The sequence below is a fragment of the Furfurilactobacillus curtus genome (genome assembly GCF_045862785.1).
Taxonomy (GTDB): Bacteria; Bacillota; Bacilli; order Lactobacillales; family Lactobacillaceae; genus Furfurilactobacillus; species Furfurilactobacillus curtus.
Genome location: NZ_BQXO01000002.1, coordinates 130,528 through 146,261, shown reverse-complemented (window position 1 = coordinate 146,261; position 15,734 = coordinate 130,528). Strand labels below are relative to the sequence as shown.

At 43.8% G+C, this 15,734-nt stretch carries 15 protein-coding genes; 4 read left to right on the top strand and 11 right to left on the bottom strand.

All coding sequences use genetic code 11. The features are described 5' to 3' along the window. Positions 1–24: 24 nt before the first annotated feature. From hxlB to ACKTR2_RS03775, 5 genes are read right to left on the bottom strand one after another with little or no spacing between them, the layout of a single operon-like run. Positions 25–567, bottom strand: a complete 543-nt coding sequence (gene hxlB, locus ACKTR2_RS03795) for a 6-phospho-3-hexuloisomerase (protein ID WP_407882690.1) — start codon at positions 565–567, stop codon at positions 25–27. Next, on the bottom strand, positions 564–1,187 hold the full coding sequence (locus tag ACKTR2_RS03790) for an orotidine 5'-phosphate decarboxylase / HUMPS family protein (protein ID WP_407882689.1): 624 nt from the start codon (positions 1,185–1,187) through the stop codon (positions 564–566). Before ACKTR2_RS03790 ends, hxlB begins: the two co-directional genes overlap by 4 nt. Continuing rightward, positions 1,184–2,149, bottom strand: a complete 966-nt coding sequence (locus ACKTR2_RS03785) for a sugar kinase (RefSeq protein WP_407882688.1) — start codon at positions 2,147–2,149, stop codon at positions 1,184–1,186. The genes ACKTR2_RS03790 and ACKTR2_RS03785 overlap by 4 nt, the downstream gene beginning before the upstream one ends. A 27-nt stretch (positions 2,150–2,176) precedes the next feature. Beyond that, positions 2,177–3,469, bottom strand: a complete 1,293-nt coding sequence (locus ACKTR2_RS03780) for a gluconate:proton symporter (RefSeq protein ID WP_407882687.1) — start codon at positions 3,467–3,469, stop codon at positions 2,177–2,179. Then, positions 3,469–4,221, bottom strand: coding sequence for a sugar phosphate isomerase/epimerase family protein (locus ACKTR2_RS03775; RefSeq protein ID WP_407882686.1), 753 nt, complete (start codon positions 4,219–4,221; stop codon positions 3,469–3,471). The genes ACKTR2_RS03780 and ACKTR2_RS03775 overlap by 1 nt, the downstream gene beginning before the upstream one ends. A 350-nt stretch (positions 4,222–4,571) precedes the next feature. Here ACKTR2_RS03775 and ACKTR2_RS03770 point away from each other — a divergent pair, with 350 nt between their 5' ends. Next, the gene (locus ACKTR2_RS03770) at positions 4,572–5,558 is read left to right on the top strand and encodes a LacI family DNA-binding transcriptional regulator (protein WP_407882685.1); all 987 of its coding nucleotides are present in this window, start codon (positions 4,572–4,574) and stop codon (positions 5,556–5,558) included. 220 nt (positions 5,559–5,778) lie between these two features. Here ACKTR2_RS03770 and ACKTR2_RS03765 read toward each other — a convergent pair whose 3' ends face one another. From ACKTR2_RS03765 to ACKTR2_RS03750, 4 genes are all read right to left on the bottom strand, one after another. After that, positions 5,779–6,582 (bottom strand): MetQ/NlpA family ABC transporter substrate-binding protein, encoded by an 804-nt coding sequence (locus ACKTR2_RS03765; RefSeq protein WP_407882684.1) that lies wholly within the window; start codon positions 6,580–6,582, stop codon positions 5,779–5,781. 427 nt (positions 6,583–7,009) lie between these two features. Then, on the bottom strand, positions 7,010–7,246 hold the full coding sequence (locus tag ACKTR2_RS03760) for a hypothetical protein (RefSeq protein WP_407882683.1): 237 nt from the start codon (positions 7,244–7,246) through the stop codon (positions 7,010–7,012). Then, a complete protein-coding gene (locus ACKTR2_RS03755) occupies positions 7,236–8,714 on the bottom strand; it encodes a glycoside-pentoside-hexuronide (GPH):cation symporter (protein ID WP_407882682.1) in 1,479 nt (492 codons plus the stop codon). The genes ACKTR2_RS03760 and ACKTR2_RS03755 overlap by 11 nt, the downstream gene beginning before the upstream one ends. A 406-nt stretch (positions 8,715–9,120) precedes the next feature. Beyond that, on the bottom strand, positions 9,121–10,242 hold the full coding sequence (locus ACKTR2_RS03750; protein ID WP_407882681.1) for an ROK family transcriptional regulator: 1,122 nt from the start codon (positions 10,240–10,242) through the stop codon (positions 9,121–9,123). 214 nt (positions 10,243–10,456) lie between these two features. On the opposite strand from ACKTR2_RS03750, the gene ACKTR2_RS03745 reads away from it, so the two are divergent. The 3 genes from ACKTR2_RS03745 (at position 10,457) to ACKTR2_RS03735 (ending at position 13,730) form a co-directional block, all read left to right on the top strand. Continuing rightward, positions 10,457–11,233, top strand: a complete 777-nt coding sequence (locus ACKTR2_RS03745; protein ID WP_407882680.1) for an SDR family oxidoreductase — start codon at positions 10,457–10,459, stop codon at positions 11,231–11,233. A gap of 88 nt (positions 11,234–11,321) precedes the next feature. Further along, positions 11,322–12,887 carry an FGGY-family carbohydrate kinase gene (locus ACKTR2_RS03740; RefSeq protein WP_407882679.1) on the top strand — a complete coding sequence of 522 codons (1,566 nt, stop codon included), beginning with the start codon at positions 11,322–11,324 and terminating at the stop codon, positions 12,885–12,887. Positions 12,888–13,073: 186 nt separating this feature from the next. Further along, positions 13,074–13,730 (top strand): hypothetical protein, encoded by a 657-nt coding sequence (locus ACKTR2_RS03735; protein ID WP_407882678.1) that lies wholly within the window; start codon positions 13,074–13,076, stop codon positions 13,728–13,730. Here ACKTR2_RS03735 and ACKTR2_RS03730 read toward each other — a convergent pair. Together ACKTR2_RS03730 and ACKTR2_RS03725 are read right to left on the bottom strand one after the other, a co-directional pair. Then, positions 13,727–14,764: a lipoate--protein ligase gene (locus tag ACKTR2_RS03730; protein WP_407882677.1), complete on the bottom strand. Its 1,038-nt coding sequence runs from the start codon at positions 14,762–14,764 to the stop codon at positions 13,727–13,729. The two genes, ACKTR2_RS03735 and ACKTR2_RS03730, sit on opposite strands and share 4 nt — an antisense overlap. A gap of 504 nt (positions 14,765–15,268) precedes the next feature. Next, complete coding sequence (locus tag ACKTR2_RS03725) at positions 15,269–15,499, bottom strand: hypothetical protein (protein ID WP_407882676.1); 231 nt, start codon at positions 15,497–15,499, stop codon at positions 15,269–15,271. Between the last annotated feature and the right edge of the window lie 235 nt (positions 15,500–15,734).

Here is a 15,734-nt window from a genome sequence, read left to right as displayed (position 1 = left end):
TACTGATTGCCGTTTTTCAAAACTTTATTCCATATTGCTGTGCGTATTAGCAGCGGATCCGTTTGACACATGATCGCGTTGGCTCAACTTAAGGCAAAGCACATCAAGCGTAATGTGCACACTTTGGTCAAATAGCGTGCTCAATAGTTGAATCGATTTAACACCATCGCCCGCTTTGGTCGCACCTGGAACAACGATTGTCGCATCAGCTAATTCACCCAACGGAGAATCAGCACGGCTCGTCACCCCAACAATCGTGACCCCATCCGCCTTAGCCTTTTCAGTTAATTCGACAATGCTACTCGTCTTACCTGAACCTGAAACAGACACTAGCACATCGCCAGGCTGAATTGATGGCGTAATGGTTTCTCCGATCGCGTAAACAGTGTAGCCAATGTGCATCAAGCGCATCGCAAAGCCTTTAGCCATCAACCCTGACCGGCCGGCACCTAGGACAAAGATGCGTTCATCCTTCGTAATCAGCTTTTCAGCTTGGTCAATTTGCGTCTCATCAACTAGACTCATCACTTCATTAATTTCTTTCATAACTGGTTCAATTAATGTCATTTGATCACCTCCATAAATTCTTTAGCGGCAGCTACTGGATCATCGGCACCGGCAATTTTGCCACCAACAATCGCGATTTCAACAATTCCTTGTTCAGCCAGCTTGGCGGCCTGACTTACATTAATACCGCCAGCCACGGCAATATGTTCGACATTGGGAAAAGCGGCGTGGAATTGTGCCACTGACGCCACTGCATCAAAGTTGCCCCCCGTATCCTTTGAGTGATGCAGGCCAAAAATGGCGTGGTTAAGGTGAGTCAACCGTGCGATCTGGTCATCGGAAACCTCGAGTAAATCGATAAAGGTCTGTCGACCTAACTTTTCGGATAACGCGTACACCTGCTCAATCGTGTCAATCGATGCACTCGCCATAACAGTTAAAATGTCTGCCGGTAGCTCAAATCCCTTAGTAAACTCATAAACACCTTCATCAATCGTCTTCAGATCAATCAACAATTCCGATTGCGTCAATGCCACACCACGTTCATTTAATGTCTTTAAACCAAAGTCCTTTGGAATCGATGTGCCTAATTCAACGATATCGACTACGCCATCTAATGCATGGGCCAAATAGACCGCTTGATCTAGTGATACCCGATCAATCGCAGCTTGTAATTTCATTCGTCTTCATTAACTCCTTCCTTGGCATAAAAAGAGGCTAATCCTGCTGGATCAGGATAACCATCATTATCGCCGGGTGTTTGCACCTGAAGTGCGCCAACAGCATTCCCGCGTAAAATAGCAGACTTCATTGGCTTGCCGTCCAATAAGGCCGTAATGACACCGAGTGCAAAACCATCGCCAGCACCAACCGTATCGACCACATGATCCACCTTAAATCCATCAATCGTGTAGCTTTCACCTTCAACCGTCTTGACAAAGGCTCCGTTTGCCCCGACTTTCACAATCACTGTCTGAGTGCGTGCACCCTTTAAGAAAAAATCAGCAATTGCTTCCGGGTCATCGCTGCCCATTAATATCTTACCTTCTTCAACACCAGGAAGCACGATATTAGCTGATCCAGCGAGCTCATTGATCGTTTTGATCATCGTCTCTTGGTCTTCCCATAAGGATGGCCGCAAATTAGGATCAAACGTAATGAGAATGTCTTTAGCCACCAATCGATCCATTAACCGTCGAAACGATTGGCGTGAAGTTAATGACAAAGCAGGAAAAATACCTGACATATGGGCGATTTTCACATCACTCAAATCGACATCATCAATCACAGCATCTTCAAGGTTGGCTGCTGCCGAATTTGTTCGGTAGTTAAAGGTCTTGGGATCTCCTTTTGAGACCAATTGTTTGAGCTGATGACCCGTCCAATGATTGGGATCTTGAGAAATATAGCGGGCCCCGACCTGATGATCAGAAATCGTCTTAATCACATAATCGCCCATTGGATCAGTCCCAACCTGAGAAATATAATCCACCGAATGACCGAGACGTTTAACTCCGATGGCAACATTCAATTCAGCGCCACCCAAGATCTTCTTGTAATTGATTGTATCTGCTAATGAGGCGTCCATATCAGTTGAGGCAAACGTCACAACGGGTTCGCCAATTGTAATCACATCACTCATGTGTTGTTAACTCCTTATCATTTTCACTTAGCCAAAGAAATAAAAGACGAGCAATTCATTAATAATTGAAACGACCCACATAATCGGAATCCCGTGTTTGAGGAAATCCTTTGACTGAACCTTCATGTAATCTAGGCCCCAAACATTCCATGATTGGGTAATATCCGTCGAAACCGCCATTAATGTTGGTACGTACAATAACGGTAATAGAAAGGCATCGTTAAACAATCCGGTTCCTGACAGCACCGCTGCGGTTGCTGCACCAGCACCCCAGACATGTAATGGTCCTCTAAACAACGCCAATGGTGCTAAAACACCCAACGCTAACGCCAAAATCAAGTGGTTGCTGGGCAAAATGGCCTCAAACAGTGGCTTGAAGCGAACGGCGTTAATTGAGGCCGCGCCACTAAACATGATTAATGACATCAAGAACATGATTAAACCAGCAATATCGCCGATTGCTTGTTTAATTGAACTATCCAAAAAGCTGACGAATTTTTTGTATGACTTGGCATTCCCGGTGATAAAAATTGCTAATAACGTCGACAAAGTTAAGGCCGGAATGGCATCCCACTTGAACAACATGTTCATCAACACAGGGATGATCGGGATCACAAAGGCTAGTTTGGGAACAGATTTGACTTCAGCAGCATCGTTATTCTCCGCCCCGATGGCTCGCAAATTGGCTTCTGCTTGACTAGGATTAATCTTCTTACGGTTCCAAATCAGGAAAATCACCACGGCGATTAACTGAATGGCAGCGGCGATACACCCGAAGACGAGGTATTTACCACCATATTCTGCTTTAGGGAAAAAGGCTTTGATCTGATTAAAAAGGACCACGTTAATGTACATCGGTGCACCGATGGCCAACGAAAATGCTGACAAAGCAATATCTCTTGGCATCCCAACCGATAACATAATTGGTAACAAAATAACCCCGATCGCAATCACAGAACCAACCCCGTACGCACTAACGAAGATAAAGGCGGTTACCAGAATCACAAGAATCGCCGCTAACAAGGGACGTTTCTTACCAACTTTGTTCGTCTCTTGGGAAATGGCTGGCGCAATGCCACTATCCACCAAGACACGCCCAAACCAAGAACCAAAGACAATATAGATAATTGTTGGACCGTACTTTAATGCTGGTTCAGCAAAGACCTTCTGAATGGCGGTATTGAACGGGACCAAGCCAATGACAGACCATAAGATGGCCATCACGAAGAACCCGATCATTAAGTTGCCGCCCTTTAGGATGTAATAAATAAATCCACCAAAGGTGACCAATAATAAAATGGCAATAATTGTTGATGTCATCAGCTCTCACCTACCTCAGTTCGTAATAATGCTAATTGCTGTTTAATTGCTTCATCTGATTTCATGGGAAATTCTAGGGCAAATGGAACGTTACTTGGCATGATTTTCAAAAGTGCTCGCCAGTCGTAAAGTCCAGTATCTAAATCGTCAGTCGTCACTAAGCTGCCATCAGCTTCGGCCGTATTTTTCAAATGAATATAATGGATAAATGGCGCTAAGGCTTCTGCACTCGCCGTTGCGTCTCCGTGAGTAAACGCCCAGTTACCCAAGTCGTATACATATCCAAGGCTAGTCAACCCAGCTTCATGAGCAGCGGTCAGAAATGTCGTAATGGCTGATACAGTACCTGATACTGGCGTCTGATCATTTTCAACGTTTAGTTCGATCTGGTCGAGTGGCAACTCAGCAAAGGCCATTGCTAAATCGCCTGTGAAGCGGTCAAAATGACCGGTATTAAATTTGATTTTCGAAATCCCCATCGTTTGCCCTTCAGCAAAGTATCCCGGTAGTTTAGGATTAACGGTGCCATCATCCAAAAACAATTGATCAGGCACACTAAGATTGACGATAAGTCCATGAGCCTTGGCCTTTTCGCCAACCTGTGGTAGTTCTGTAGCTAAATCAGTAAAGTATTCTCGTCGAACCTCAATGCCATCCGCGCCCAGTTTCGCAACACGATCAACTAGATCAACCTGTGAAACACCGCGTTTGACGTCTTGTTCAAACACCCACGTATTTAAAATGACTGTCATGTTCGATTCCCTCCAAAATAATTGTGATTAGTGATCCAAAGATGGCGTCAGCCAGCTAAAGCTTGGTAAACGTTTGCCAACACTTTCGAAAGCTATGGTAAACGCTTTCCCAAATAAACGCAAGCTTTAAATTGCGTGTTTTAGAGCGTACTTCGTGAATTATGTCGCTGAATTGACTAGAATTTTGGTAAACGTTTTCCAAAACAGCTGAAATACATCGCTTTCATTTACCTTCCGTCTGAAAGCTAAAATTTCACAAACTAACGAAAAAAATAACTTTAGGGCAACCGTTGCCAAGTGCACGCCTTGTCCACTATAGTTAAGAAAACTAACCTTATGAGGTGACACGAATGGCGCAAAAAAAAGCCGCAACCATGAAAAACGTTGCCGCACTGGCAAATGTGTCAATTGCGACCGTCTCGCGGTTCTTAAACGGCAATTTAGACCGCATGTCCAAAGCGACGGCTAGCCATATCCAAGATGCGATTAACCAACTAAACTATGTGCCGAATTCTGCCGCCCGCCAAATGATCACTCACTCGAGTAGTATGGTCGCCGTGGTGGTCGCCAATATTGATGACTATTTCTCGACAGAGTTGTTCAAGGGTATTAGCGATATTCTTGAAGCTAACCACTACACTGGTGTGTTGTTTGACACTGACTCAAATCGGCAACGAGAAGTCGACTTAATTAAAACTGTGAATGAGCACACGTACGATGGCCTAATTCTTCAACCGTTCACTAATGACGTGGTTCAAGTTCAAAATCTAATGCGCCGCAACATTCCTGTCGTCATCGTGGACCGAGAATTGGAACGCTCGCCATGGACACAGGTCGTCACCGATAATTTTGACGTGGCCCAGAAAGCGACTCGTTATTTTTATTCACGTGGCTACACCCACGTTGTTGTCCTAACTTCTAAAATTGGTCAAGCGTCTACTCGACGGGAACGTTACGCAGGTATAAAGTCAGTAGCCGCTAACGTCGATGTGCTAGAAGTATCGGAAGAATCTTACAATCATACCCAAGTACATCAAAAACTCGTTGAATTAATCACCAATTCTACTGAAAAAACGCTGGTCTTTGCCCTCAAAGAACGTTGGTTGTTAGAATTTATCCCGAGCCTCATTTTTCAAGGATATCTCGATAATGAACACGCCACTGCCACTGCCTTTTCTGACACGGCAACGGCCAAAGATATTGAACCACGTCTCAAACTCATTTCACAGAATCCCTATTTAATGGGTGCCAGTGCCGCAGAAGTGTTAGTCAACACCCTGACCGGTAAGGATGATCATCCACAAGGGAAATTAGTAATTCCGGCGCATTTAAAATAAATTAAATCACTATCACAAGCAATCCAACGACTGGTTCCGCCCATTCTTTCAGTAAAATAGTTTCACGTGAAACAAAATAAATAATTTTAAAAGTCCTTGGCAACTTTGAATTCACATGAGGGATTCAAAGTTGCCAAGGACTTTTTGGTCTTATTAAAACCTACCATTTATCCTAAAGATCGTCTTTAATGATAAAAAGATTTAAATTCCAGATTCTTGTTTACCAAGCAGGCAGGGTATTACCCTTGTAGTACTTCTGGATGTTCTTCTTAGTCGCTTCTGTCTGATAAGCTTTAACGATTTTCTTATATGTGGCGTTATTTTTATCCTTCTTCAAGGCTGAAACAACGTTGATGTACTGCCCACCCGTCTTTAAATGCTCTGCGTAAAGTGCCTGCTTCAGTGACAATTTTGCCGCCGATGCGTAATTTCCGTTTACAACGGCAGCGTCTACACTTGTTAATGATCGCGCGGTTTGCGCAGCATCCACCGTTGTAATCTTAAGTTTCAAGCGGTTCTTGATGATATTCTTAGGCGTTGCCAAATTCGTCTTATTTAATTTAATTAGTCCAGCGCGCTGTAATAAAATTAAAGCACGCTCCTCATTGGCCGCATCATTCGGAATCGCGATCTGTGCACCTTGTTTTAAATCAGCCAATTTCTTTGCTTTCGATGAATACAACGCTAACGGCTGAAAGTAAGTGTTGCCAATGGCCACAATGTTCGTTTTGTGGGCTTGATTCCATTGACGCTGGAAATTATAGCTTTGAAACGCATTGATATCGATACTATGGTCGCTTAGAGCGGCGTTAGGCTGCGTATAGTCGGTAAAATTAACCACCTTCAAGGTAATGTGGTCTTTTTTGGCCAGCGTCTTAGCGACATCTTTCCAGATGGACGCATCCTCATCACCGACCACTCCGACTTTGACTGTTTTAGCCTGGTTAGCGCCACACCCGGCCAAGGTAAACAATAGAATTCCCAACACACTGATGAAACTCAATAATTTCCATTTCTTCTTCATAATGAATATCCTCCCTTGATCACATCTTGAAAAATGGCCTAAGCCCAGTGGCATCGAACCTTAGCCTAGACAACCGGCCAAGTGGTTCAACGACAAAAAACGCTTCTTAAAGAAATCTCTTTAAGAAGCGCTACCGCACGTTACCATTCTCATTTCACTGAAATTCACACTCCAATGCTCACTAACCGCTAAACCAGCCGGTGTGCGAATTAAAGGTCGCCACCCATCACAATTTCACCAATGCTCAATCGTGCCGATCACAGGCCATCTTCATTGAACGTCAGTCTCCTCATTTCACCACGTCTGAGGCTCGCTAAATACTGACAAATTCAACTACTCTCCTGATCAGATCGTTTTACTATTCGAATAGACATAATATACGACGTTTATAATTAAAAGTCAATGAGAATAACTTGAAAATTTTAATTTAGTTTATCATTACCCGTTCTAAAATTCGGGCAATTTGGTCTGATTGGGCCAACTCAAAACGGGTCGTTTCTAACTCATTAAATTGTTGAACCAGTAGCAATGCTTCTAGGTAAACGGTTAATTGCCGCTTTAAATAACGTTGATTTGATTCATCGGTCTGCTTGGCGTTTCCACCCAGCACTGCTAAAGCGGATTTAGTTGGGTCAACATGGATTTTATCGTGATCACTGTACATGCTCTGGTGCTCCTTCAATCGTTGATTGAGCGTTTAATTCGTCGGTCATAACTTCAGAAGTTGTTGTTTCCTGCTGATCCTTTTGCAGCCGTGCTTCCAACTGACGCATTACTTTTTCATGTTCTGATTCATTTAACTTAACTTTGAAGAAGAAAATAACTGCCGCAAGAACAAGCAAGATCATCGGAACATAAAACATAAACGTGTTGAAGCGTTGGACGCCAGCTGCACTGATATCACTTGGCTTAGCATTACCGGTCATACCAACCACGACGGCCACAATCCCAACGACCCCGTTTGAAAAGGCGCCAGCTAGCTTATCAATTAACGGTCGTACAGATAATGTCACCGACTCATTGCGTGAGCCACTCTTCAACTGCCCATATTCCACACTATCGGTAATCGCCATCAAGGTTGCCAAGAAGATGAGTGGATACGGGAAGAATAATAAGGCAACAGCCGTTAACACTAGGGGTAAGTTTGCTCCGGCGAAAACAAAGAGCATATAGCCGATCAACATCATCCCAATGCCGCCGATATAAATTGCTTTACGGTGAATCGCTAATTCTAAGCTTGGGAAAAGTGCGACGGAAATGACGCCTAAGATACACGTAATCACCCCAACCCATGTATAGGCTGTGACGTCGCCCAAACGATAGCGGAAGTAATACATAATCAGTGAGTTAGTCACCACGTAACTAAACGCGAACAAAAAATATGACAATGCGATCCACAATAATTGGTCGTTACGTCCGATTACTTTGAAAACTTCAGTAAACTTCGTGTGTTTAACATTGGCACGAATCAAATTGTGTTGTTCATTGGTATTCAACACTGTCAACAAGGCGCCACCGGCACATAAAAGTGCAACCACAATCGCGTAACCAAGCCAACCAGCTTGTGTCTGTTGACCATTCTTCGCACCAGAAAAAAGTTTTGAAAATAGGGCAATGGTTGGTGTGATGATAACAATCACTCCTTGTGCACCAAGGGTTGAACCAAATCGACCAGCGGTACCAAAGCGCGTCCGTTCCTTACTTTCAATACTTAGCGCTGGTAACATTGACCAAAACGCAATATCACTGAAGGAATAAAAAATATCCAAAATTAAGAATGTGATTCCAAATAAAACTAAGTAAAACATCGGATTACTGGTCGCTAAGCCACCATAATCAGAAAAGATTAAGATTAAACCAATAGAGGCAATGACTGATCCCAACAAGATCCATGGCTTGAATTTACCAAAGCGGGTCTGGGTATTGTCGACGACCCCACCGATAATCGGATCAAACATAATTTCACCAATCCGGATACAGACAATCAGCGTCGTCACAATTCCGACCATCGCTGCATCACCCTTATTCGTAAATAATTGACTCGTCACAAACATCATGAAATAAATGCTTAGTGTGTTATAAAACGCATCATGACCAAATGCGCCGACCGCATAAGACACAAACTTTTTCAAAAGAAGTCCCTCCTGGAACACAGGTCAACCATCCACAGCATGACCTATGTCATATTAGTTACAAAACAAACTGCTTAGCCCATCAATTTAAACAAAGTAGTTTTATAAAATTGTATTTCTTTTCTGCCACATTATAAATGTAACCGATTTCATTTTGCAACCATCTGCGGTAAATTCGTTGTCTAGCTCATTATTGAGCAACAACTAAATTTGCTTGGCTTATACGGATAATATCTAATATATTCGACAAATATCTCCCAAACCAAATCGACGCAATGAGGAAAAAATATAAAAATAAGTCAACTTTGTGACATTAGTAACGATTCTGTGTTTCTCATTAAACACCTGGCAACTTGATTGTGTATTAATGCCAACAAAAAAGACGGCAACTAGCCGTCTTAATTTTTTATTGAATTGTTTGAAGCGCGGCCTTTATCAAGGGAATAGCAGCTCCTGTCGAGACCGGCCGATTCCTGACCGTTCCTAATTGGACATAATCACGATCCTCAGGAAATGCCGTGATTTGACGAATTCGCTGATTCACAGTCGTTAATACAGCGTCATCAAGGTACTGAACTAAGTCGCCAGCAAGGACAATGCGATTATCTACAAACATGTGCAGATTATTAATAACTTCGGCTAGGTCATCCAAATATTGTTGCCAACGAACACTAGCAGCTGGTTCTCCGGCCGCAACTTGTTGCATAAATTGATCGATAACTTCGCCTGGTTGTAGCAGCGCACTCAACGCGCTATAAGTTTCTAAACACCCTTTTCGTCCACAGTAACATTGCTTACCTGTCTGAGAATTTAAGGTAATATGCTCCATCGTTCCGCTACGACCATTTTGACCAGTATAAATGTCATCATCAATCATAATCGCAGTGCCAAGGTGTTCACCAATCGATAGATACACCGCATCGCGATGATCCTTAGACAAGGTCTGTTCTGCCATCGCGACACAATCGGCATCATGATACAAAGTAACTGGTAATCCAAACGCCGTTTCAAACCGTGCGCTGGTTAATCCAGTGCAATCTAGAATTTTTCCATACAGGACTGTTTTTCCATCTGGGGAAATCAAGCCTTGAATGCCAATGCCAACACCAATCACCTTGTCCTGATCAATTTTTTGCTCCAGCAAAAATTGATGGAGCCATTGCGCTAACTTCGTGAAGTAAGTGTCATCAGTCGTAAAATCAATCGTTAACCGAGCCGTCCCTAAGTTTTCAAACATCACATTCAATAGCGATAGCGTTGCGTGATCGGAAAAAATTTCCAAACCGATGGCAAAGCGACGATCGCGATTTGGTGAATAAACTACCGCCCGGCGGCCAACCTGTGAAGAAAACTTTCCATCAGTTACGATCAACTCATCAGCTAGTAATTGATGTAAGGTCTGTGTCACTGTCGGTAAGCTAAGTTGCATTTGTTGAGCAATTTCTTGTTTAGATATTTTTTTTGAGTTGTAAATCAGCTGGTACATGGCCGCTGAATGCGGTGTGCCAGTGGTAATGGCATCTGTCATATTGTCCCCTCACTCCATTTTCACTACTCAAAAACTACCATTATGAAAAAATAAAAGCAATTTTAGAAAACGGTTTCAAAAAAGTGTTGACATCTTCTCGCTCACGTTTTACATTGTTGGTGTATTAAATAAAGCGATTTTGCAAAACTATTTGAATTAAATATCCAATTAGTCCAATGTTACTTTTAAAATCGTTTACCTTAGGAGGATAAACATGGGTATTTTAGATCGTATGGCACTCACCGATAAGAAAATTTATGTTACCGGTGGCGCTCAAGGCCTAGGTAAAGCCATGGCAACTGGGTTAGCTGAAGCAGGTGCTGATGTCGCTATTGTTGATATCAACGGTGACAAGGCGCAAGCAACAGCGACTGAAATTGCTGATGCAACTGGCCGTAAAGCAATTGCGGTGAAAGCCGACGTCACGGACCCTGATGAAGTTCAGGGCATGGTTGACACGGTTGTTTCACAATTAGGCGGTTTAGACGCGGCCTTTAACAACGCCGGGATGTGTTTAAATATTCCTGCCGAAGAAATGTCGTATCAAGACTGGTTAAAAGTCGTTAACTTGAACTTAAATGCTGTCTTCCTTTGCTCAACAGCTGCTGGTCGCTACATGATTAAGCAAGGTAAAGGCTCAATTGTTAATACGGCTTCAATGTCAGCACACATTGTTAACCGTCCACAACCACAAGTCTCTTACAACGCAACTAAAGCGGGTGTTATTCAAATGTCTAAATCACTCGCCATTGAATGGGCTAAAAAAGGCGTGCGGGTTAACACCATCAGTCCTGGTTACATGGGAACTGATCTAACCTTGAGTTCACCTGATCTCAAGCCACTAATCAAGACGTGGAATGACTGGGCACCATTAGGTCGTTTAGGTCGTCCAGATGAATTGCAAGGAATTGCCGTTTATCTAGCTGGCGACACTAGCAGCTTCTCAACTGGGGATGACTATCTGGTTGACGGTGCCTTCACTGCTTGGTAAACCTAAGTTAATCGTTACTGAGGCGAGTTATTGCGGCTGCAATAATCCGCCTCTGTCTATCCTTAACAGTCAGAAAGGACGTCAACCCATGAATTATTTAATTGGGACTGATATTGGAACCTCAGGGACTAAAAGTATCTTAATGGATACGGAAGGCCACTTGATTGCACAAGATTTGGAAGAATACGATGTCTTAACTCCTAAACCACTTTGGGCTGAACAATGGCCTGATGTTTGGGTTAAAGGAGTAAAGGATTCGATCCGCGCCGTCGTTAAGGCAGCTAAGTTAAACCCTGAAGATATCAAAGGCATTGGGATTAGCGGTTTGTATGGGGGCTCCGGTGTGCCACTTGACGAGCATATGAAACCCGTTCGTCCGGATCTAATCTGGATGGATCGTCGTGCGCAAGCCGAAACAGACTGGGTAAAGTCACACATTAGCCCAGAACGTTTAACAGAAATCACCGGTAATGATGTTGCCGACCCTTACTACGGCTACACAAAAATTCTCTGGATTAAGAATCACGAACCAGAAAATTGGCAAAAAATTCGTTTATTCTTGCCGCCGAATAACTACGCAATTTATGAATTAACCGGTCAAATTTCAATCGACCATTCGGCCGCCGGTAATCTAGGTGGGTTGTATGACATTAATACCAACACTTGGTCACAAGAAATGTTGGATGCCATGGGAATTCCCGCCAGCATGATGCCTGATTCAATCGTTGACTCAACCACCATCGTCGGTGGTCTCACTGCTGAAGCAGCTGCTGATCTGGGCTTAAAACCTGGCACACCAATCGTTCCCGGTGGTGTTGATGTTGGGGCCGCTAACATTGGCATGGGCGTCTTCGAACCTGGTCGTTACGTGGCCGCGATTGGTTCTTCAATGAACGCTGCGCTAGTGAGTGAAACACCGATTAAAGGTCAAGGACTGATCGTTTGGCCGTATCCTTATGATTCCAAGCATCTCGTCTATAACTTCTCCGGTTCAGCAACCGCTGGTGCTATTACGAAGTGGTTCCGCGACAATTTAGGTGAAAAAGAAGTCCAAGATCAAGCAGCCGGTGGTGTAAACGCCTATGTCGCATTGGATGAGCTTTCAAAAGACATTTCCGTCGGTAGCGATGGTTTAATCGTTCTCCCTTACTTCATGGGTGAACGCGCACCTGTATGGAATTCGGATGCTAAGGGATTAATCTTTGGTCTCTCACTTGTTCATACCAAAGCTCACTTATATCATGCTTTCCAAGAAGCCGTTTGCTATGCCTTACGTCACAGTATTGAAAGTACCGGTCGCGATCTAGGTGACTATATCGTCATTGCAGGTGGCGTAACTAATTCCAAACGGTGGGTCCAGATGTTTGCCGATATCACTGGCTACGCGGTTCGCACCCCCATTGAAGATGCTGAAGCCAACTTAGGCGATGTTATGTTGGCTGGTCTAGGCACGGATACCCTAACCGTCGATGACGTGCAAAAATGGCAAGTTCTTGGCCCCAAGGTTGAACCAGACCCTAAACGTCACGAAGCTTACAATAAATATTATGAATTGTATCGCAAGCTGTATCAAGATCTCGAAGGCGACATGCACACGCTGACTGAGATCACGACTGAAACAGATGCTTTGCTGAAACCACAATCGGTTAATTAGTTGTTGTCTAGGTCAAATAGCTTTCGCACACATTCCTAGTTGACCTAGTTAAGACATAAATTTTAATCAATCCAGCTTAAAAACACACCCGTTATCGGTAAACTTTCACCGATAACGGGTGTGTTCGTTCTTTTAGTGGTTTAATAAAGCTAATAACTACACTTCTTTCAGGAGGTCAGACAAGCAGTGGTTAAACAAGGTCACTACGCAAAAAGTAGTCGGCAAAAGCGATTACGTCATTTAAACCAGCGCCTTACCAAACAAAATAGTCGTACAATTCCCGATACCCAACTGAGTGACTTTCTGACGGTGCGTTGGCACTTAACTCAGCACCAGCCAGACGTCATCGAACAGACGATGCTGCATTTCTTACGCACCTGGCTTGAACAAGCTGCTCAACAATCAACCTTACCTTGGAATCTAACGGTGGCAGCCAAAGCAACCTTAGCCCAATTTAACCGCGATGTTCCTTGGCAATTCTACTTGGTGTTAGATCAGCAATGGTCGCATTTTCAATCATTCATCCAAAAGGAGCTCCCCGCTGTACCGCTAAGCGATCGCCGTCGAGTGTCCCAATTACTCACGGAGCCTCAATGGCACCAACAATTAGCTCAACAATTGGCCGTTAATAACTTATTATTGCTATTTAATGGTGACCAACACCGCCTGGCAAATGTGACTCAAGCACAAATCGAACAATTAACCACCAGCTTACTAGCTGATGATCAGGTGAATTGGTCACAAGTGGCAGCGCTGTTTGCTGGGACGCCGTTTAGCATCCCAGTTGATGCCGATGCAGAGAGCAAAAGTTGGCTTAAATCGTTGATGGCACTAGCTAGTTAATCTTTTGCCAACACCAGATGAGCGAACTGTTCTCCACTCATCCACGGAAAGACTTGCTTAATCGCAGTTGTATCAAACGTTTGTGCTAAATCGTTAAACGTCATCTTCGTCCCCACTAATTGACCCTCGGCCGTCGATAAATCTGCCACTTCAGTGAAAAAATCGCCAAAAATCATCGCCTGTGTAAGCCGTTCCTGTTCTACCTCGAAATTAATGGCGACGGTTCCCTGATCATAATGATGGCGCACATAATTGCTAAAGTGCGGTTGCCGCCCATAGTTCCATAAATCGTTGCCGTACCGTTCAGCTTTAATCGCCATAATCTGTGCCCACTGTTCATCAGTAAAACTAATAGTTGGGATTGGATCGCCGAGTTTCACGTGAAACACTTGTGCGAGGAACCGTTGCCGAAAGCCATCCGCACTTAAATCCTGTTGAGTAGCCGGTAATAACGACTTAATGTCGGTGATCCGGCTCGCTACTGAATGAAAACCTTTTGATTCAAACTTTGAACGCAATGGCGTCAACAATTGACTCGCCATTGTCGGATTAGCTTTGAAAATAATCGTGCCACCAACACCGAAACGTTGTCCGATTTGAAAACCAGCCATCCCGGACACTTTTCGTTCAGCGATCGTCACATCGTTTCGGCCGGTTAACGCCACATTTGGTAAGCCAAGGTCGGTTAATGTTTGAATGAGTGGCTGTGCATAATGGGCAAAATTCAATCTAAAGCCCATACTAGCCACCTCCACAATATTAAAAGTATACACAAAACTACCTTCGTCCATATAGACGGCCCCGCCACCTGATGAACGTCGGATCAGTTCGACACCGGCATCGCGCAAAGCGGTTAAATTCACTTCCGTGTAAGCGTCCTGCAGGCGACCAATGACCACCACCGGGCGATTAGTCGCTAACAGCAACGTATCTTCACTAAAAGGATTTTGCTGTGCTAAATAAGAAGTAATTGCCTCGACATCTGCGGCACTAGTTACAGCTTTACCTTGATACGTCAAATCGATTAACTTCATGGCCCACCCTCACCTTCGTTGACAATTTCCACTAACCATCACCTTTATTGTAAGCCAATCCGTGAACATCCCGCATTTAATTGATGTCACACGATGATCATAAGGAACAAAATATGTTAGCAAACGAACTACAGCTTTGGCATTTTTTAAACCACGGTTTATCGTCGGCGTCCCCCACTGCAATGACCATTACCCAGTAAAACATTGGCATCTAGGAGCAAGATCAGCGAATGGTCAAATTTAACCTTGCTCTTCGCTGGGTGAACCCTATCAGCCCATCGCGTGGTTTAAAAACAGGCTCTTGATGTCCCCATAGTCATGTCATCTCTAAATGGGCAAATAACCGTTACCAAAATGGCAGTCAGTTTTTACTGTCCAATCCTGACAACCCATCCATCAAGCTGAGCGGCAACAGCTTGAACAATGCTTTGCTATCATCGCTAATTTTTTAGCCGGACAACTAAACGAAATCAACTACGAAAAAATCTGAACGATCAATTTGATCTAAGCCGGATATTGCTTCAAAAAGGCACGAATCACACGCCAAACTGCCGGATCTTCGGTTGATAATCCTACCGGTAAATACTGTTGTAAATCTTGTTGAATAAACCCTTCATTCAACCGGAACCATTCATCCTCATCGACCGCATCCTGAAATGTATTGTGATAATATGGATCGTCAATATTTAATAACGCATCGCGAATGATTGTTTTTTGTTGATCTGAAAGCGTCATGATAACCCCCTGTGTGTTTGATGACATCATTCTCTTTGAAGATATACTAACATCGTTTACCTTGTCATGACAAAAGAACTCAGAGCGCAGTCAGCCGTTTTGAGCCTGAGCACTAGCAAGTTGGCAGTGATTGGTGGGCTTTACCAATTGCTGGCAACAGGCTAGGCACAAGGATCAGGCTGGTGGAGCTCGACACTCAGGGCAACTAATGAGTAGTAAATTTTAACCGCAGCAA

Coding starts and splice junctions, on each gene's coding strand:
- hxlB (WP_407882690.1), bottom strand. CDS start 567: ATGACATTAATTGAACCAGTTATGAAAGAAATTAATGAAGTGATGAGT.
- ACKTR2_RS03790 (WP_407882689.1), bottom strand. CDS start 1,187: ATGAAATTACAAGCTGCGATTGATCGGGTATCACTAGATCAAGCGGTC.
- ACKTR2_RS03785 (WP_407882688.1), bottom strand. CDS start 2,149: ATGAGTGATGTGATTACAATTGGCGAACCCGTTGTGACGTTTGCCTCA.
- ACKTR2_RS03780 (WP_407882687.1), bottom strand. CDS start 3,469: ATGACATCAACAATTATTGCCATTTTATTATTGGTCACCTTTGGTGGA.
- ACKTR2_RS03775 (WP_407882686.1), bottom strand. CDS start 4,221: ATGACAGTCATTTTAAATACGTGGGTGTTTGAACAAGACGTCAAACGC.
- ACKTR2_RS03770 (WP_407882685.1), top strand. CDS start 4,572: ATGGCGCAAAAAAAAGCCGCAACCATGAAAAACGTTGCCGCACTGGCA.
- ACKTR2_RS03765 (WP_407882684.1), bottom strand. CDS start 6,582: ATGAAGAAGAAATGGAAATTATTGAGTTTCATCAGTGTGTTGGGAATT.
- ACKTR2_RS03760 (WP_407882683.1), bottom strand. CDS start 7,246: ATGTACAGTGATCACGATAAAATCCATGTTGACCCAACTAAATCCGCT.
- ACKTR2_RS03750 (WP_407882681.1), bottom strand. CDS start 10,242: ATGACAGATGCCATTACCACTGGCACACCGCATTCAGCGGCCATGTAC.
- ACKTR2_RS03745 (WP_407882680.1), top strand. CDS start 10,457: ATGGGTATTTTAGATCGTATGGCACTCACCGATAAGAAAATTTATGTT.
- ACKTR2_RS03740 (WP_407882679.1), top strand. CDS start 11,322: ATGAATTATTTAATTGGGACTGATATTGGAACCTCAGGGACTAAAAGT.
- ACKTR2_RS03730 (WP_407882677.1), bottom strand. CDS start 14,764: ATGAAGTTAATCGATTTGACGTATCAAGGTAAAGCTGTAACTAGTGCC.
- ACKTR2_RS03725 (WP_407882676.1), bottom strand. CDS start 15,499: ATGACGCTTTCAGATCAACAAAAAACAATCATTCGCGATGCGTTATTA.